The sequence below is a fragment of the Isoptericola sp. 178 genome (genome assembly GCF_030586525.1).
Lineage (GTDB): Bacteria > Actinomycetota > Actinomycetes > Actinomycetales > Cellulomonadaceae > Isoptericola > Isoptericola sediminis.
The window spans coordinates 536,974-554,957 of record NZ_JAUQYN010000001.1 but is presented as its reverse complement, the minus strand read 5'-3'; the positions used below and the strand labels follow the sequence as shown (position 1 = coordinate 554,957).

Below are 17,984 nucleotides of genomic sequence, written 5' to 3'. Positions count from 1 at the left end.
CCACATCGCGAGACCATCTGACCATCTGTTGACACCCCGGCGCGGATCCGTGAACCTGGCACCAGGTCAAGAGCGCCAGCGCCAAGCCCCGGCTCGCTGGCCGGCAACCCTCCCCTCGCGGCGGGGTGCCCCGGGTGACGACCAGGCACGGCGCCGACCGGCGTCGGGCAAGCGCGGGGAGACGGCTCCCCGGGACACCGAGGAGGACGCCATGACCACGATCGCCGAGAGCCCCGCCTGTCCGCAGGCCGACCGGGTCGACGCGCTGACGCCGGTGCTGCCCGTCCTCGGGCACGACACCCCCGCCCCGCTGGTCGACGGACGGCGCGTGCCGTACGCCAACCTCGACGTCGCCGCCTCGGCGCCCGCGCTGCAGGCCGTCGGCGACCGCGTCACAGCGGCCCTGCCGCTGTACGCCTCGGTGCACCGGGGCGCCGGCTACCTCTCGCAGGTCTCCACCACGCTGTACGAGTCCGCCCGCGCCACCATCGGCGAGTTCGTCGGTGCCCGCCCGGACGACCTCACCCTGCTGGTGCGCAACACCACCGACGCGCTCAACCTGCTCGCCGGATGCGTCCCCGCCGCGGACGGCACGCCGGGCCGCGTGCTCGTCCTCGACGTCGAGCACCACGCGAACCTCCTGCCGTGGCAGCGCACGACCGACGCCACGGTCCTCACCGGTCGCGGCACGGTCGCCGCCACGCTCGAGGCGGTCCGTGCCGAGCTCGCCGCCGGGGCGGCCGCGGGGCGCGGTTACGCCCTGCTGGCCGTCACCGGGGCCTCCAACGTCACCGGCGAGACGCTGCCGGTCGCCGACGTCGTCGCCGCCGCGCACGGCGCCGGCGCCCGGGTGGTGCTGGACGGCGCCCAGCTCGTGCCGCACCGGCGGTTCTCCCTGGCCGCGACCGGCGTCGACTACCTCGCCTTCTCCGGCCACAAGGCCTACGCGCCGTTCGGTGCCGGCGCCCTGGTCGGCCGCCGCGACTGGCTGGACGCCGGCACGCCCTACCTCGCCGGCGGCGGCGCGGTGCGCAGCGTGCGCGTGGACGGGACCGACTGGCACGACGGCCCGGCCCGCCACGAGGCCGGCTCGCCCAACGTGCTCGGCGCGGTGGCGCTCGCCGCCGCCTGCGAGACGCTCGCCGCCGTCGACACCGTGGCCCTGCGCGAGCACGAGGACGCGCTGCGGGCCCGGCTGGTCGACGGGCTGAAGGCGATCGACGGCGTCGAGGTCGTCCGTCTGTGGCCCGACGCCCCCGACGCGGTCGGCGTCGTCACGTTCACGGTGTCCGGCTACGAGCCCGGCCAGGTCGCCGCCTACCTGTCCGCGGAGCACGGCATCGGCGTGCGCGACGGACGCTTCTGCGCGCACCCGTTGCTCACCCGGCTCGGGTACCGCGCCGGGGCCGTCCGCGCGTCCGTCGGCGCCGGCACGGCGGGCGAGGAGGTCGAGCGGCTCGTGGCCGCCGTGGCCGCGCTCGTCGCCGACGGGCCGCGGGCCGACTACGCCGTCGTCGACGGGTTGTGGGTCGTCGTGGACGACCCGCGTCCGGTGCCCGAGGGGTCCGGGCTGGACGGCCTGCTGGCCACGGCCGGCCCCGGCGGTGACGAGGCGTTCGCCTGCGTCCCCGACTGACCGGCCTCACCAGACGGGCGGATGCCTCTCCGGCCAGCGCAGCACGTCCTCGAGCTGGGCGGCGAGCGCCAGCAGCGTGACCTCGCCGCCGGGACGGCCGATGATCTGCACCCCCATGGGCAGCCCGTCCGCCGTCCAGTGCGTCGGCACGGTGATCGCGGGCAGCCCGGCCACGTTGAGCCACGACGTGAACGGCGTGTACTGGCACTGCTGGGCGAAGTTGTGGTCCGGGTCGGCGGCGTCGAACCAGCCGATCGGCCGCGGCGTCATCGCCAGTGCGGGAGTGACGACGGCGTCCAGGTCGCCCATCCCGGCGATGAGGGTCCGCTCGAACCGGGTCAGCGTCGCCAGGGCCTCGGCGAGCTCGCGGGCCGGCACCTGCCGGCCGCGGCGGATCAGCCATGCCGTCAGCGGCTCGAGCTGGTCCAGCACCGCGTCGTCGTCGATCGGTACCGCCGACGCGCCGCCCATCCACAGGCTGCGGAAGGCGTCGCCGTACTCCGGGACCGGGTCCCAGGTGTGCTCCTCGACGCCGTGCCCGAGACCCGCCAGCGCCCGGACGCCCGCGTCGAGGGCCGCCCGTGCCTCCGGCGCCACGGTGACGTCGTAGTAGTCGTCCCAGGCGTTCCAGGTGGTGACCCCCACCCGGAACCGGTCGCCGTCGTCGTCCCGCCCGGGGACCTCGCCGCGCAGCGCGGCCGCGAGGTATGACCCCGCGTGCGCGGCGGGGGTGCGCAGCGTGAACCGGTGGTCGACGTGGCCGTCCGGGGTGCGGCGCAGCATCCCCTCGAGCAGCAGCGCCGTGTCCGCCGTCGTCCGGGCGATCGGTCCGTTGACCACGAGGCCGCCGAGGGCCTCGATCCCGGACCCCGCGGGCAGCAGGCCGCGCGAGGGTTTGAGACCGACGACGCCGCAGGCGGCGGCCGGGATCCGGACGGACCCCCCGCCGTCGGACCCAGGGGCGAAGGGCAGCAGGCCCGCGGCCACCGCGACCGCCGCCCCGCCGCTGGAGCCGCCGGCGCCGCGCGCGAGGTCCCACGGGTTGCGTGCCACGGGCCCCGCCAGCGGCTCGGTGTAGGCGGGGAACCCCAGCTCGGGCGTCGCGGTCTTGCCCAGGCTGACGATCCCGGCGGCGTCGAGGTCCAGGACCACGTCGTCGGACTCCTCGGGCACGAAGCCCTCCATGGCGCGCGTGCCGAAGCCGGTCGGCACTCCCGCGCGGTTCCACAGGTCCTTGTCGGCGGTCGGCATCCCCCACAGGGGCCCCGACGGCGGACCCAGCTGCGTCGCGCGCTCCCGAGCCCTCTCGGGGGTGACGCGGGCGAACGCGCCCAGCTCGTCGTTGCGTGCCGCGATCCGGGCCAGGAAGTGGTCGGTCACCTCGCCCGGGGTCAGCTCACCGGCCCGCAGCCGGTCGCGCAGCTCCAGGGCGGTCTGCTCGTGCAGGGCGTCCATGGCCCGACCCTACGCCGGGACGCCCTGCGCTACTCTCCGCCGCATGAGACCGCTGCAGATCGTCGTCGGGGGCCTGGTCATCGTCGTTCTCGACCTGCGGTTCGACGGGTTCGACGTCGTCGTCGACCTGATCGGCTGGATCCTGGTGGTGAAGGCCTTGCGGCTCCTCGCGGTCCGCGACCGGGCCTTTGCGGTCGCCGCCGTCGGTGCGGTGCTCGGCGGCCTCGGGTCGATCGTCCAGCTCGTCCCCGGCCTGACGGTCGGGGACGGCGTCCTCTCCGTGCTCGGGGCGGTCGAGACGCTCGCGCTCACGGTGGTGGTCGTGGCCACCTGCACGGGGATCATCCACGTGCTGGCTGCTGAACCGCGGGTGGTCCGGCACGCCCGGATCCTGCGGGCGCTCGACGTGGCGTTCACGGTGATCGCTCTGGGCCTCGGATCGAGCCCCCTGCTGTTCTCGGCCGGCTCGGTGCCGGGGGCCGCCGTCGGGCCCGTCGGCGCGGGTGTGGTGCTGCTCCTCGCCGCGCTGGGGTTCGCCGTCCTGATCTGGTTCCTGGTCTTCCTGTGGCGGCTCCGGGACCGTCTCGAGCTGCGGGAGCAGGAGCTGGTCCTCGCGTGACCCCGACGTCGTGGAACCCGACCGGCCTGTCCGTCACCCGCGACTGCCTGCTCGACGCCTTCGACGCGCTGGCCGATGAGCATCCCACTACGTAGGGGGGCGAGCCATCCCCTGCGGTGGTATCACTGTGGTACCACTCGTGTGGTACCGTCGTGGTACCGCATCACCCAACGCGGACGCCACCGGGGGCGCAAACACCCGGAGCACCCTGGCAAGGAGGAACCCCATGGCTCGCACGACCCGGCTCAGCCCCGAGGGGGAGCAGGCGGTCAAGCGCATCGCGACCTCCGAGGGAATCTCGGAGAACGCCGCGATCGACCGGGCACTCATTGAGTACGACACGAAGCGCGCGACCCTCCGCGACCAGCTCATCGCGAAGATCGTCAAGGAGGACAGCGGGCTTCTCGACCGCCTGGCGAAGTAGCGCCAGGAGAACGGACAGACCGTGAACGCGATCTACGTCGACGAGACAGACCTGCTCGCCGCCGCCACCGCGTTCCTCGGGCACCCGCCCGAGGTCCGCGACATGGGCCTACTGTCCTCGGCGTGCGCCCGCCCTCGAGCGGGCATGTACGGCACGGAGGCGTACCCCGGCATCCACCAGAAGGCCGCTGCCCTCCTGATGAGCCTGGTGAAGAACCACAGCCTCATCGACGGCAACAAGCGGCTCGGGTGGGTAGGCGTGAGGCTGTTCTACCTCTACAACGGGCACGACCTCCGCATGCGCGAGGACGACGCCTACGACCTCGTCATGTCGATCGCGGACGGCACGCAGGCCGATCTGCCCAAGGTCGCACGCATCCTGTCCGACCACACGAACTAGGCCGGCCGGCGGGCGCCCGCCAACGGGCGCCCGCCGAGCAGCGCCACGCCCCCGGCACCAGCGTCCGGCGTAGCCCTACCGACGCGGCGGACGCCCCGGGGGTTCAGAGCGGGACGATCTCGCCGGAGAAGTGCCGCAGGCCCTTCCGGGCGTTCCAGCCCACGTAGGCGAATCCGCCCCCGTCGCCGTCCTCGGGCGTGATCGCCACGTCCACGGTGGCGGGCAGCAGCACGGGCTTGGCGAACTCCACGGTCCACCGGTACGCGTCCCCGCGCCCGGGGCCGACGTCGGCCAGCGCCCGCGCCGCGGAGTACATCCCGTGCGCGATCGCCCGCGGGAAGCCGAACGCCTTGGCCGACAGCGCCGACATGTGGATGGGGTTGCGGTCCCCGGACACCGCCGCGTAGGCACGGCCGGTCTCCGGCCCCAGCACCCACCGGCCGGTGGGCAGGGGCGGTGTCCACTCCCCGCGCGGCCGGTCGGCCTCCGACGCGCCGTCGCCGTCCTCGAGGAAGTACCCCTTGGCCAGGTGCGTCGAGACACCGCGCCACACGGGCGGCTCCGTCTCGTCGCCGGCGTCGCGGCGGACCTCGGCGACGAGGTCCACCTGCACCCCGCGCCGGTGCGGACGCAGGTTCTCCGCCCACGCCCGCACCTCGAGGACGTCGCCGACCGTGACCGGCCCGCGCAGCTCGACCCGGTTCGCCAGGTGCACCATGCCGAGCAGGGGCAGCGGGAAGTCGTTGCGCACCATGATCCCGGTCGTCAGCGGGAAGGTGAGCACGTGCAGGTAGCCGGCCGGCATCGTGTTGCCCACCGGCTCGTGCACCAGCCGCTGGTAGTCGTGCAGGTGGCGCTCGAGGTCGTCGGTGCGCACCCCACCGACGCGGTAGGCCACGTCGGGCAGGGTGAGGTCCCCGTCCGAGGCGTCCGCCCGGGTCTCCGATCCGCGGGCCTCCCCGATGCCCGGGATCGACGGCAGCGCGCGGCCGGCCGCGATCAGGCCCGAGGCGGCCGCGCCCCGCGCGTAGAGCCCGCCGAGCCCGGGGAGGCTCGGCTGGGTCTCGACGCGCAGCTCGCGGCCGTCGGCCGTGCGCGGGGGCGCCGCCGTCACTGGCCCACCATGTGCTGTCCGCACACCCGCAGGACCTGACCGTTGACGCCGGCCGTCGCGGGCCAGGCCAGGAAGGCGACGGCCTCGGCGACGTCCACCGGCTCGCCGCCCTGGGAGAGCGTCGGCAGCAGCCGTGCCACGGACCGCGTGGCGATCGGGATCGACGCCGTCATGTCGGTCTCGATGAACCCGGGGGCGACCGCGTTCGCGGTGCCGCCGTGCTCGGCGAGCAGCGGTGCCGTGGCCCGGGTGTGCCCGATGACGCCGGCCTTGGAGAAGGCGTAGTTCGTCTGGCCCTTGTTCCCGGCGATGCCCGAGGTGGAGGCCAGGGACACGACGTGCAGGTTCTCCAGGCCGGCCTGGACCAGCGTCTCGTTGATCTGCAGCTGGGCCTCGAGGTTGACCGCGATCACCGCGTCCCACTGCGCCGGCTTCATGTTGGCGAGCAGCTTGTCGCGCAGGATGCCGGCGTTGTGGACGACGATGTCGAGCCCGCCGTGGCGCTCGCGGGCGTGCAGCAGGATCCGCTGGCCGGCGTCGGGCGCCGTGACGTCGAGCTGCAGGGCGGTGCCGCCGACCGCGTTCGCGGTACGGGCCAGCCCCTCGCCGGCGGCCGGGACGTCGACGCACACGACGGTCGCGCCGTCACGGGCGAGCGTGCGGGCGATCGCTGCGCCGATGCCACGGGCGGCGCCGGTGACGACGGCGACCTTCCCGGCCAGCGGACGGTCCGTGGTCAGGTCCGCGGCGGGTGCTCCGGCCTTCGCCGGGCCGACCCGCAGGAGCTGGCCGTCGACGTAGGCGCTCTTCGCGGAGAGGAAGAACCGCAGCGTGGCCAGCACGGACGTCTGGTCGACCGCGGCGTCGTCGGTGAGCACGATCCCGTTGCCGGTGGCGCCGCCGCGCAGCTCCTTGGCGAGCGAGCGCAGGAACCCGTCGACGGCGTTCCGGGCCGCCGACAGCGCCGGGGCGTCGCCCTCGGCGGCAGCCCGCGAGACGGTGACGACCCGGCCGTTGCCGGCCAGCCGTCGCAGCACGGACCCGGTGGCCAGCACGGCCTCGGAGGCGTCGCCGGGGCGGGCCGTCTCGGTCAGGACGAGGACGACGGCGCCGAACCGGACGTCGTCGCCGGGGTCGCGCCGCACGTCGAGGTCCCAGCCGAGCAGCGTCTGGGCCAGGGCGTCCGCGTCGGCCTTCGACGCGCCGTCGGACACGACGAGGACGGGGCCCACGGTGAGCGGCTCACCGGCACGGTAGCGGCGCAGGAGCGCGGGACGCGGCAGCCCCAGCTTCGTGGCGAGGGTCTTCGTGAACCCGGAGTTCACGGCCTGGGTGTAGCGGTCGGTCACGGGGTCTCCTTCCGGGTTCAGGCGGACTCGAGGACGGCGGTGGCACCGAGGCCGCCGGCGGCGCACACGGACACGAGGGCTCGTGCTGGCTTGCCGGTCTCGGCGGCCTTCTCGGCCACGAGCTTGGCGGCGGTGGCGACGATCCGCCCGCCGGTCGCGGCGAAGGGGTGGCCGGCGGCGAGCGAGGAGCCGCGCACGTTGAGCTTGCTGCGGTCCACGGTGCCGAGCGCGCCGGACAGGCCGAGCTCGTTCTTGCCGTAGTCGGCGTCCTCCCAGGCGGCCAGGGTGGTGAGCACCGTGGACGCGAAGGCCTCGTGGATCTCGAAGAAGTCGAAGTCCTCGAGGGTCAGGCCGTTGCGGGCCAGCAGACGCGGCACCGCGTGCACCGGGGCCATCAGCAGACCCTCGCGGCCGTGCACGAAGTCGACGGCCGCGGTCTCGGCGTCGACGAACCGCGCGAGCACCGGCAGGTCGTGGGACTCGGCCCACTCCCGCGAGCCGAGCAGCACGGTCGAGGCGCCGTCGGTCAGCGGGGTGGAGTTGCCGGCGGTCATCGTGGCCGGGGTCTCCAGCGAGCGGCCGAAGACGGGCTTGAGACCGGCGAGCTTCTCCGCCGAGCTGTCGGGGCGCATGTTGTCGTCCCGGGACAGGCCTCGGAACGGGGTGACCAGGTCGTCGAAGAACCCGGAGTCCCAGGCCTCGGCGAGGTGGTGGTGGCTGGCCAGGGCGATCTCGTCCTGGGCCTCGCGGCTGATGCCCCAGCGGGCGGTCGTGATCGCCTGGTGCTCACCCATGGACAGGCCGGTGCGCGGCTCGTCGGTGGCGGGGGTGAGCGGCTTGAGGTCGGCGGGGCGGATCCGGGCGAGCGCCTTGGCGCGCGCCTGCCAGGTCTTGGCGTGCCCGGCCTCCAGCAGGGCGCGGCGCAGCCCCTCGCTGACGGCGACCGGTGCGTCGGAGATCGTGTCGGCACCGCCGGCGATCCCGGAGTCGACCTGACCCAGGCGGATCTTGTTGGCGATGGTGATCGTCGCCTCGAGCCCGGTGGCGCAGGCCTGCTGCAGGTCGTACGCGGGCGTGTTCGGCGAGAGCGACGAGCCCAGCACCGACTCGCGGATGAGGTTGAAGTCGCGGGAGTGCTTCAGCACGGCTCCGCCGACGACCTCGCCGAGGCGTTCGCCCTGCAGCCCGTAGCGGGCGACGAGGCCCTCGAGGGCGGCGGTGAACATCTCCTGGTTGGAGGCGTCGGCGTACTTCTTCCCGGCACGGGCGAAGGGGATGCGGTTGGCGCCGACGACGACGGCGTCGCGCGGGGCCTGTGCCGAACCGGCGGACTGGGCTCGGGCGGTCTGGCGAGTGGCCACTGTGTGCTTCCTTACACTCGACGGTTTCAAGTAGTACTCACAGTACCTGATACTCTCAGTCCCGTGAGACGAGTCACAGGGGGTGACCGATGACGGTCGCGACGAACGGACGTGCCACCCGGCCGGACGGACGGTCCACCCGATGGGACGATCATCGTGCCCAGCGGCGGACCTCGCTCGTGCGTGAGGCCCGCCGGGCGATCCACGAGATCGGCCCCGGCGCGTCGATGGACGAGATCGCCGCGATGGCCGGCACGTCGAAGTCGATCTACTACCGCTACTTCGACGACAAGGCCGGCCTGCGCCTCGCCGTGGCCGAGTCCGTGGTCAAGGGGATGCACCGCCTGCTCGCGGAGGCCGCCGCGGAGGCGCCGACGCCGCACGCCGCCCTGCGTGCCATGGTGCGCACCTACCTGCAGACCATCGAGAGCTCGCCCCAGGTCTACTGGTTCGTCACCCGGACCGCGCTCGGGGGCAACGAGCCCGACGACGGCACCGCCCGCCCCGAGGCGCTGGGTGCCTACCTCGACTCGGTCATCACCCTGGTCGCCGAGCCCTTCGCCCGGGCCGTCCACGTCCCCCCGACCACGGCGGCCGCCTGGGCCGCCGGTGCCGTCGGCTTCGTCCGCGGTGCGGGGGAGTGGTGGCTCGGACACACCCGCGCCGACGGTCAGACCCGCGACGACCTGACCGACCAGGTCACCACCTGGCTCTGGAACGGGCCCGTCGGCGTGCTTCACCACGACGACACCGGCGGCGCCGAGCCGTCCCGCCACCTCGAGAAGCAGGAGTCCTGATGACGACGACGTCCGACCAGTCCCCGGCCACCCTCCCCGACCGCGACCGCACCTCCGCGCCTCGTGACGAGGACGTGCGCCTCGACGTCGAGGCGGTCTCCGAGCTGCTGCTGGGCCGGTGGCCCGAGTGGCGCCGGCAGGCGCGCGAGCGCGCCGGCGACCCCCAGTTCCACAAGGACGAGTCCCTGACCCCGGCCGAGCACCGCGAGCGCGTGCTCGCGCAGATGCGCGTCATGGTCGAGGGCGGCAACAAGCTGTCGTGGCTCGCCTTCCCGGAGCGGATGGGCGGCCTGGACCAGCCCGGCGCCAACCTCGCCTGCTTCTCCGAGCTGGTCGCGGCCGACCCGTCGCTGCAGATCAAGTCCGGTGTCCAGTGGGGTCTGTTCTCCGCGGCGATCCTGCACCTGGGCACCCCGGAGCAGCAGGACCGGCTGCTGCCGGACGCCATGGACCTCACGGTGCCCGGGGCCTTCGCGATGACCGAGACCGGTCACGGCTCCGACGTGGCGGCCATCGGCACGACGGCCACTTACGACCCGGAGACCCAGGAGTTCGTCATCGACACCCCGTTCCGCGGGGCGTGGAAGGACTACCTCGGCAACGCGGCCCTGCACGCCACGGCCGCGACGGTGTTCGCCCAGCTGATCACGAACGGTGTGAACCACGGCGTGCACTGCTTCTACGTGCCGATCCGTGACCCGAAGACCCAGGAGTTCCTGCCCGGGGTCGGCGGGGAGGACGACGGCCTCAAGGGCGGTCTGCGCGGTATCGACAACGGCCGGCTGCACTTCTCGGGCGTGCGCGTGCCGCGCGAGGACCTGCTCGCCCGCTACGGCTCGGTGGCGCCCGACGGCACCTACAGCTCGCCGATCGAGAGCCCGGGCCGCCGCTTCTTCACGATGCTCGGGTCCCTCGTCCAGGGCCGTGTCTCGCTGGACGGCTCCGCGGTCAACGCGGCCAAGATCGGTCTCGCCATCGCGGTGAAGTACGCGGCCGAGCGGCGTCAGTTCGCGGGTGCCGGCGCCGAGGAGACCGTGCTGCTCGACTACGCCACGCACCGTCGCCGGCTGTTCCCCGCCATCGCGGAGGCGTACGCGGGCCACTTCGCCAACGAGCGGCTGCTCGACCTGTTCGACGACGTCTTCTCGGGCGAGCACGACACCCCCGAGCGGCGCGAGGACCTCGAGACGACGGCGGCCGCCCTGAAGTCGACCTCCACCCGGTTCGCGCTCGACACCCTGCAGGAGTGCCGCGAGGCCTGCGGCGGCGCCGGGTTCCTCACGGAGAACCGGATCACCTCCCTGCACGCCGACCTCGACGTGTACGCGACGTTCGAGGGGGACAACACCGTCCTGCAGCAGCTCGTGGCCCGTCGACTCGTCGCCGACTACGGCCGCGAGGTCAAGGGCGCCACCAAGACGCCGGCCGGCATGGCACGGTTCGTGGTGGAGCGGGCCACCGGCGCGGCGCTGGACCGGACGGGGCTGCGCCGCGTCTCCCAGGCGATCGCCGACGTGGGCGACCCCCGCCGGGCCGCCGGTCACCTGCGGGACCCGGAGACCCAGCGCGAGCTGCTCGCCGACCGCGTGGCCACCATGGTCGAGGACGTCGCGATGGCGCTGCGGCCCGCCCAGAAGGCGGAGCCGGCCAAGGCGGCGCGCATCGTCGACGAGAACCAGGTGGCGCTGGTCGAGGCGGCCAAGGCGCACGCCGACCTGCTGCGCTGGGAGGCCTTCACCACGGCCCTGACGGAGATCAAGGACCCGGGCACCCGCCGGATCATGACCTGGGTGCGCGACGTCTTCGGCCTGACGGTCATCGAGCGGAACATGGCGTGGTACCTGCTCAACGGACGTCTGTCGGACCAGCGCGCCCGCACCGTCACCGCCTACGTCGACCGGCTGCTGCGTCGGCTGCGCCCGCACGCGGTCGACCTGGTGGACGGTTTCGGCTACGGCCAGGAGCACCTGCGGGCGAAGATCTCGTCCGGTGCCGAGGCCGAGCGGCAGTCCGAGGCCCGCGCGTACTACGCCGCGCAGCGGGCGAGCGGTGCCGCCCCGGTCAGCGAGAAGGCGCTGCGCAAGTCCTCGCGCTGAGCCGACCCGACGACGCGACGCCCCCGGTCACCAGGTGACCGGGGGCGTCGTCCGCTGGGGTCAGGCGGCGACCGCTGCGGGTTCCGCGACCTGCGGCTCGGGCACGATGCCCGTCGTCGCCACGGCGTCAGCTTCGTCGGCGCTCTCCGTGGCGACCGGGTCGCGCAACGGGAGGCCCAGGGTGACGGTCGACGGACGGACCGGCGCCCGTGGCGCCGGTGTCGCCGCCGCGACCAGGGTGGCACCGGCGATGCCGGCCCCCACCAGGAGGATCGCGACCACGGTCCAGCCGAGCGCGATCGTCGTACCGAGCAGGACACCGTCGCCCAGTGCGACGGCTCCGCCCGCGAGGAGCACCTTCTTCATCAGTTTCCGACCCTTCTCCGCGGTCCGCCTCAACCGCGTCTCCACCAGCACACGTCATCCACGGCGAGGACGCATCCGCTGGAGGGGCCGATCGGGTCACAAGTCGATACCGACTGCGTGACGCCGACCGGGACAAGGGGTCAGAGCCGGGGCAGGGCGTCCCCGAGGCCGGACCGGGCGGAGACCGAGAGGCTGTGACCGAGCAGCAGCGGTGAGGGTTCCGGCGCCGCGGCGCGCCGTGCCTGCTGGTGGACCTCGCCGCACATCCGCAGCGCCAGCTCGAGGCGGACCGGCACGGCACAGTCACCGCGGAGCCGCCCGCCGAGCGCAGGGTGCGGCATGAAGGTCAGCACCTCGTCCGCAGCGGGCACGACACCGTGCTCGGCGGCCTCCAGCACGAGGTCCTCGAGCAGGAGCTCCTGACGTCCCTCGGGGGAGTCCAGCTCGGCGGAGAGCTCGACGGCCGTGTGCCACCGCAGCTCGAGGGTCCCTTCGACGGTGTCGAGGAACCACCACCCCTCCAACGACTCCAGCAGGACGTCGCCGAAGACGGTGGCGAAGCGTGGGTTCTTGCCCCGGAGGCCGAGCCACGACCACGCCGCCAGCCCGTACTCGAAGGCTTCGGGGGCAAAGGGTCGAAGGTGTTCCACGCGCGCATCAAAACACGGTCTCTACTCCGGAGAAAGCGTGTCAACGAGTGAACAAGATGTGACCCGGTTCACGCCGGTGCGTCACTCGTGCCATGAGTTGTTCATGGCCCGGCAGATGGGTCAGGGAAGCGATCGTGCGACGTCCCCCGGGGAGGGGTCCAGCGGGCGCGCCGACGTGTCCCCCCGGAGCCGCTTGACCACGAGCTCGGCGCTGATCAGGCACATCGGCAGCCCGATGCCGGGGATCGTCGTGCCGCCGGCGTGCAGCAGCCCGGTCACGTGCCGCGACTGGTTCCCGGGCCGCAGCATCGCGCTCTGCGACAGCGTGTGCGCCGGGCCGAGCATCCCGCCCGACCAGGAGGCGAGGTCCGCCGCGAAGTCCCCGGGGCCGACGGTGCGGCGCACGGCGATCCGGTCCCGCAGGTCCGGGACGCCCGCCCAGGCGGCCACGCGGTCGATCGCGTCGTCGGCGATCGCCTCCACCTGCGGGTCCCCGGTGCCGTCCTCGCCGCCGCGCCCCAGCCCTGGGTCGGCCGGCACCGGGACGAGGAGGAACAGGTTCTCGTCGCCGGCGGGGGCGACCGTGTCGTCCGTGCGCGAGGGGGCGCACACGTACAGCGACGCCGGGTCCGGGACCCGGCCGTCCGCGATGGCCCCGAAGTTCTCGTGCCAGTCGGCGGTGAAGAACAGGGAGTGGTGCGCGAGCTCGGGGATCCGGCCACGGACACCGAGCATGACCAGCACGCCGCCGGGCCCGGGGTCACCGCGTCGCCACCGGCGCTCGGGCTGGCTGCGCAGCCGTGCGGGCAGCAGGTCCTGCTCGACGTGGTGCAGGTCAGCGGCGGTGACCACGACGTCCGCGGCGGAGTGGTGCTCCAGGCCGGAGGCGTCGCGCCAGCGCACGCCCGTCGTGTGCGCGCGGGGTCGGCGGGGACCGGGGACGCCGCCGCGCCCGCCGGGCCGTTCGCCGGCGGCCGTGGTGACCGCCGTCACGTGCGCGCCGGTCCGGATCCGTGCGCCGGCGCGCTCGGACAGCCCGGCGACCGCGTCGATCAGGCGGGCGAACCCGCCGGCCGGGTAGCGGACGCCGCCGTCCAGGTCCAGGGCGCTCATCAGGTGGTACAGCGCGGGGGTGCGGTCCGGGGAGGATCCGAGGAACACCGCCGGGTAGCCGAGGACCTGCTGCAGGCGGACGTCCTCGAACCGCCGGCCCACGTGCGACTCGAGCGAGCGGGTCAGCAGGGGCAGGAGGCGGTGGGCGCGGGTGATGACCCGACGGTCGGCCAGGGGCAGCCAGGAGGCGAAGGTCGTGTACAGGAAGTGGTCCAGCGCCATGTCGTAGGCCTCGTGGGCCTCGTCCAGGTACCGATCCAGGCGCGCCCCGGCGCCGGGTTCGACGGTCTCGAAGGCAGCCAGGTTGGCGGCGCGGTCACGCCGCACGTCGAGCGGGTCCCGGTGCCCCTCGTGGAAGACCCGGTACGCCGGGTCCAGGGCGCGCAGGTCCAGCTCGGCCTCCGTCGAGCTGCCCATGAGGTCGAACCAGTGGTCGAAGACCTCGGGCATGAGGTACCACGAGGGACCCGTGTCGAACCGGAAGCCGTCGCGCTCCCACGACCCGGCGCGGCCGCCGAGCGTCTCGTGCCGCTCGAGCAGCTCGACCTCGTGCCCGTCCCGGGCGAGGAGCCCGGCGGTGGCGAGCCCGGCGATGCCGCCCCCGACGACGACGACCCTCACGCGACAGCCACCTTCCGGCGTTCACGGACCATGGCGGAGAGCACGAGCCGGCCCTTGACGGCGTCGGGCACCCGGACCCGGCGCGTGCGCAGCTCGTCCGCGGACGTGGCGCGCAGCCGGCGGGAGAGCTCGGCGAACAGGTCGTGGGCGGCGCGCACGGCGACGCGGCTCGACCGGGGCAGCTCGACGATCGTCGCCGAGGCCGTGGCGAGGTCGGCGTCGATGTCGTCGAGGAGGCGGTCGCGGACCGAGTCGTCGAAGTCGACGTCGTAGTCGGGGAAGTACGCGCGGCCCCGGTCGTCGAGGTCGTCGGCGAGGTCGCGCAGGAAGTTGACCTTCTGGAACGCCGCCCCGAGGCGGGCGGCACCGGGTGCGAGCCGGCCGTACGCGGCCTCGTCGCCGCCGGTGAAGACGCGCAGGCACATCAGCCCGACCACCTCGGCCGACCCGTAGACGTAGCGCGCGAAGCTGTCGGCGTCGTGCTCCCTCACCGTCAGGTCCGTGCGCATCGAGGCGAAGAACGGCGCCGTGAGGTCGGCGCCGATGCCGAACCTCCGTGCCGTGACGGCGAAGGCGTGCACCACCAGGTTGGTGCTGCGGCCGCGGCGCACGGCGGCGTCGACCTCGCGCTCGAGCTCGTCGAGCAGCGCCGCGCGCTCGTCCAGGCTCAGGGGTGCTGCCATGTCGTCGACGATCTCGTCGGCGACCCGGACCAGGGCGTAGACGGCACGCACGTGGTCGCGCACCTCGGGGCCCAGCAGCCGGCACGCCCACCCGAAGGACGTGGAGTACCGATCGATCACCACCGCGGCGCTGCGGTACGCGACGTCGTCGTAGGCGGAGTCGGCATCCTCGGCGGCGTCCGACGTGGGTTCGGTCAGTCCGTGGCCTGGCATGTGGCTAGCCTAGCAAGATTCTTGCTAGCCGAACTAGGTACAGTGGGTGTCGTGAGCACCTCCTCCCTCTCCACCTCGTCGCCGTACTGGTACGGCGACGAGGACGCGGCGGCCCGCGAGCTGCTCGAGGCCGTCCGGGTCTTCCGCCGCTCCGACGAGGTGATGCGGCAGCGGGCGAGCCGCGAGATGGACATGAACGTCACCGACCTGCGGGCGCTGCGGTTCGTCATCGCCGCCCAGCGGCGGGGCGAACCCGTGACCCCGCGCGGCCTGGCCGAGTACCTCGAGATCTCCACCGCCTCGACCACCAAGCTGCTCGACCGGCTCAGCCGGACGGGGCGCCTGCAGCGGCAGCCGCACCCGCACGACCGCCGCTCGTTCGTCGTCCTGGCCACGGAGGGTGCGCAGGAGGAGGTCCGCGAGCGGCTGACCCGGGTGCACCGCGAGATGTTCGAGGTCGCCCGGCAGGTGCCGGAGCACTGCCGCGGGGCCGTGCGCGACTTCCTGCTGGGGCTGGCCGCCCAGGTGGACGAGCCGGAGGACGCGGCGGCCGCCGCAGCGGCCGGGGGCGACGAGGGGGCGACCCCGGGAGGCCTCGCGGCGCGCCGGTAGACTGGCGGACGCTCGGCCCGAGCATCCCGTGCGACCCGAGGGAAGTTGATGACCGCCGCTGCCCAGGCTGCCACCCCCCGTCCGACGCTCGACACCGTCGACAACGCCGCCGCCACCCCTGACGAGGCCCTGCCGTTCGGCGAGCTCGGCCTGAAGCCCGACGAGTACCAACGCATCCGCGACATCCTCGGGCGTCGCCCGACGGCGGCGGAGCTGGCGATGTACTCGGTGATGTGGTCCGAGCACTGCTCGTACAAGTCCTCCAAGGTCCACCTGCGCAAGTTCGGCGACCGTGTCACCGAGGAGATGAAGCGCCATCTGCTCGTCGGCATCGGGGAGAACGCCGGCGTCGTCGACATCGGCGACGGCTGGGCCGTGACCTTCAAGGTCGAGTCGCACAACCACCCCTCCTTCGTCGAGCCCTACCAGGGCGCGGCCACGGGTGTCGGCGGCATCGTGCGCGACATCATCTCCATGGGCGCACGCCCGGTCGCCGTGATGGACCAGCTCCGCTTCGGCGCGGTCGACCACCCCGACACCGCACGCGTCGTGCACGGCGTGGTCTCCGGCGTCGGCGGGTACGGCAACTCCCTCGGGCTGCCGAACATCGGCGGTGAGCTGGTCTTCGACCCCTCCTACCAGGGCAACCCGCTGGTCAACGCCCTGTGCCTGGGCGTGCTGCGCCACGAGGACATCCACCTGGCCAACGCCTCGGGTGCCGGGAACAAGGTGATCCTCTTCGGCGCGCGCACGGGCGGCGACGGCATCGGCGGCGCGTCCATCCTCGCCTCGGAGACCTTCGAGGACGGGGTGCCGGCCAAGCGGCCCAGCGTCCAGGTCGGCGACCCGTTCATGGAGAAGGTGCTCATCGAGTGCTGCCTGGACCTGTACGCCGCGCACGTCGTCGAGGGCATCCAGGACCTCGGCGCGGCCGGCATCTCCTGCGCGACCTCCGAGCTCGCGTCCAACGGTGACGGCGGCATGCACGTCGACCTCGACGACGTCCTGCTGCGCGACCCCACTCTCAACGCCGGCGAGATCCTCATGTCGGAGTCGCAGGAGCGGATGATGGCCGTCGTGCGGCCGGACAAGCTCGAGGAGTTCCTCGCGATCACGGGCCGCTGGGACGTCGAGACCTCCGTCATCGGCGAGGTCAACGGCTCCGGCCGCCTGACCATCGACCACCACGGGCAGCGGATCGTCGACGTCGACCCGAAGACCGTGGCCCACGAGGGTCCGGTCTACGAGCGTCCCTACGCGCGGCCGGCCTGGCAGGACGAGCTGCAGGCGGCCTCCGTCGTCGGGCTGGGCCTCGAGCGACCGGTCACGGGTGCCGAGCTGCGCGCGACCGCGCTGCGGCTGCTGGCTTCCCCGAACCTGGCCTCCCCGGCCTGGGTCACCGACCAGTACGACCGTTTCGTGCAGGGCAACACCGCGCTCGCCCAGCCCGACGACGGCGGTGTCGTGCGTGTCGACGAGAGCACCGGTCTGGGCGTCGCCCTGGCCACCGACGCCAACGGGCGGTACGGCAAGCTCGACCCGCGGGCGGGTGCGCAGCTCGCCCTGGCCGAGGCGTACCGCAACGTCGCCACGACCGGGGCGACCCCGCTGGCGGTGACCGACTGCCTCAACTTCGGGTCCCCCGAGCACCCGGACTCGATGTGGCAGCTCGTCGAGGCCATCGAGGGGCTGGCCGACGCCTGCCAGGAGCTCGCCGTGCCCGTCACCGGCGGCAACGTGTCCCTGTACAACGGCACCGGGGAGGCCGGGCAGATCGACTCGGCCATCCACCCCACGCCCGTCGTCGGCGTGCTCGGCGTGCTGGAGGACGTCCGCACGGCGCTGCCGTCCGGGTGGCGTGCCGCGGACCAGTCCGTGCTGCTGCTCGGCACGACCGCCGACGAGCTCGACGGCTCCGCCTGGGCCGACGTCGAGCACCAGCACCTCGGCGGGCTGCCGCCGCGGGTCGACCTGGCGGCCGAGCGTTCGCTCGCCGAGGTCCTGGTGGCCGCGCGCCGCGCCGGTGCCGCGACGGCGGCGCACGACCTGTCCGAGGGCGGTCTCGCGCAGTCCCTGCTCGAGGCGTCCCTGCGTTACGGCGTGGGCGTCGCGGTCTCCCTCGACGAGGTCGCTGCGCGGGACGCGGTGACGCCGTTCGCGACGCTGTTCAGCGAGTCGACCGCCCGGGCGCTCGTGGCCGTGACGCCGGAGCGCGAGGCCGAGGTCGTGGCGCTCGCCGAGGGTGCCGGGGTGCCGGTCGTGCGTCTGGGCCGGACCGGTGGCGACACCGTGTCCGTGACCTTCGGCGAGGACTCCTTCGAGATCGCGCTCGACGAGGCCCGCGAGGCCCACGAGGGCACGCTGCCGCGGCTCTTCGGCTGACCCCTCCCGTCGCCCCTTGGTTGTGGGCATGAAAAATGCAGGTCCCCGAGACGGGGACCTGCATTTTTCATCCCCACAACGGGGACGCGACCTG

The 17,984-nt window shown here is 73.7% G+C and carries 16 protein-coding genes and 1 riboswitch; of the genes, 8 read left to right on the top strand and 8 right to left on the bottom strand.

The annotated features are described in order from the left end of the window. The first annotated feature begins 64 nt into the window (after positions 1-64). Positions 65-180, top strand: a riboswitch (SAM riboswitch). A 31-nt stretch (positions 181-211) separates the two neighbouring features. Further along, on the top strand, positions 212-1,636 hold the full coding sequence (locus Q6349_RS02590) for an aminotransferase class V-fold PLP-dependent enzyme (protein WP_304602723.1): 1,425 nt from the start codon (positions 212-214) through the stop codon (positions 1,634-1,636). Positions 1,637-1,642: 6 nt separating this feature from the next. Here Q6349_RS02590 and Q6349_RS02585 read toward each other — a convergent pair whose 3' ends face one another. After that, entirely contained in the window at positions 1,643-3,091 is a 1,449-nt protein-coding gene (locus tag Q6349_RS02585; RefSeq protein WP_304602722.1) for an amidase, read from the bottom strand. Between the two features lie 43 nt (positions 3,092-3,134). Between Q6349_RS02585 and Q6349_RS02580 the strand changes: the two genes are divergently transcribed. From Q6349_RS02580 to Q6349_RS02570, 3 genes are all read left to right on the top strand, one after another. Then, complete coding sequence (locus Q6349_RS02580; RefSeq protein ID WP_304602721.1) at positions 3,135-3,710, top strand: hypothetical protein; 576 nt, start codon at positions 3,135-3,137, stop codon at positions 3,708-3,710. 226 nt (positions 3,711-3,936) lie between these two features. After that, the gene (locus Q6349_RS02575) at positions 3,937-4,134 is read left to right on the top strand and encodes a hypothetical protein (protein WP_304602720.1); all 198 of its coding nucleotides are present in this window, start codon (positions 3,937-3,939) and stop codon (positions 4,132-4,134) included. Positions 4,135-4,155: 21 nt separating this feature from the next. Beyond that, the gene (locus Q6349_RS02570) at positions 4,156-4,533 is read left to right on the top strand and encodes a type II toxin-antitoxin system death-on-curing family toxin (RefSeq protein ID WP_304602719.1); all 378 of its coding nucleotides are present in this window, start codon (positions 4,156-4,158) and stop codon (positions 4,531-4,533) included. Positions 4,534-4,636: 103 nt separating this feature from the next. Here Q6349_RS02570 and Q6349_RS02565 read toward each other — a convergent pair whose 3' ends face one another. Genes Q6349_RS02565 through Q6349_RS02555 form a run of 3 tightly spaced genes read right to left on the bottom strand, consistent with a single transcriptional unit; the run spans position 4,637 to position 8,357 of the window. After that, positions 4,637-5,647: a MaoC/PaaZ C-terminal domain-containing protein gene (locus Q6349_RS02565; protein ID WP_304602718.1), complete on the bottom strand. Its 1,011-nt coding sequence runs from the start codon at positions 5,645-5,647 to the stop codon at positions 4,637-4,639. Then, positions 5,644-6,996, bottom strand: a complete 1,353-nt coding sequence (locus Q6349_RS02560) for a 3-oxoacyl-ACP reductase (RefSeq protein WP_304602717.1) — start codon at positions 6,994-6,996, stop codon at positions 5,644-5,646. The genes Q6349_RS02565 and Q6349_RS02560 overlap by 4 nt, the downstream gene beginning before the upstream one ends. Positions 6,997-7,013: 17 nt before the next feature. Further along, on the bottom strand, positions 7,014-8,357 hold the full coding sequence (locus Q6349_RS02555) for an acetyl-CoA C-acetyltransferase (protein WP_304602716.1): 1,344 nt from the start codon (positions 8,355-8,357) through the stop codon (positions 7,014-7,016). Between the two features lie 89 nt (positions 8,358-8,446). On the opposite strand from Q6349_RS02555, the gene Q6349_RS02550 reads away from it, so the two are divergent. Together Q6349_RS02550 and Q6349_RS02545 are read left to right on the top strand one after the other, a co-directional pair. Then, positions 8,447-9,154: a TetR/AcrR family transcriptional regulator gene (locus tag Q6349_RS02550; protein WP_304602715.1), complete on the top strand. Its 708-nt coding sequence runs from the start codon at positions 8,447-8,449 to the stop codon at positions 9,152-9,154. Continuing rightward, on the top strand, positions 9,154-11,250 hold the full coding sequence (locus Q6349_RS02545) for an acyl-CoA dehydrogenase (protein ID WP_171246880.1): 2,097 nt from the start codon (positions 9,154-9,156) through the stop codon (positions 11,248-11,250). Before Q6349_RS02550 ends, Q6349_RS02545 begins: the two co-directional genes overlap by 1 nt. Positions 11,251-11,310: 60 nt before the next feature. Here Q6349_RS02545 and Q6349_RS02540 read toward each other — a convergent pair whose 3' ends face one another. The 4 genes from Q6349_RS02540 to Q6349_RS02525 all read right to left on the bottom strand — a co-directional run bounded on the left by Q6349_RS02540 (position 11,311) and on the right by Q6349_RS02525 (position 14,896). After that, positions 11,311-11,616 carry a hypothetical protein gene (locus Q6349_RS02540; RefSeq protein WP_304602714.1) on the bottom strand — a complete coding sequence of 102 codons (306 nt, stop codon included), beginning with the start codon at positions 11,614-11,616 and terminating at the stop codon, positions 11,311-11,313. Positions 11,617-11,756: 140 nt separating this feature from the next. Further along, a complete protein-coding gene (locus tag Q6349_RS02535; RefSeq protein WP_304602713.1) occupies positions 11,757-12,266 on the bottom strand; it encodes a hypothetical protein in 510 nt (169 codons plus the stop codon). 120 nt (positions 12,267-12,386) lie between these two features. Beyond that, positions 12,387-14,000, bottom strand: a complete 1,614-nt coding sequence (gene crtI, locus Q6349_RS02530; RefSeq protein WP_304602712.1) for a phytoene desaturase family protein — start codon at positions 13,998-14,000, stop codon at positions 12,387-12,389. Further along, a complete protein-coding gene (locus Q6349_RS02525) occupies positions 13,997-14,896 on the bottom strand; it encodes a squalene/phytoene synthase family protein (RefSeq protein WP_171246876.1) in 900 nt (299 codons plus the stop codon). Before Q6349_RS02525 ends, crtI begins: the two co-directional genes overlap by 4 nt. 51 nt (positions 14,897-14,947) lie before the next feature. Here Q6349_RS02525 and Q6349_RS02520 point away from each other — a divergent pair, with 51 nt between their 5' ends. Both Q6349_RS02520 and purL read left to right on the top strand, forming a co-directional pair. Continuing rightward, positions 14,948-15,508, top strand: coding sequence for a MarR family winged helix-turn-helix transcriptional regulator (locus Q6349_RS02520; RefSeq protein ID WP_304602711.1), 561 nt, complete (start codon positions 14,948-14,950; stop codon positions 15,506-15,508). A gap of 48 nt (positions 15,509-15,556) precedes the next feature. Beyond that, complete coding sequence (gene purL / locus Q6349_RS02515; protein WP_304602710.1) at positions 15,557-17,890, top strand: phosphoribosylformylglycinamidine synthase subunit PurL; 2,334 nt, start codon at positions 15,557-15,559, stop codon at positions 17,888-17,890. Positions 17,891-17,984: the final 94 nt, after the last annotated feature.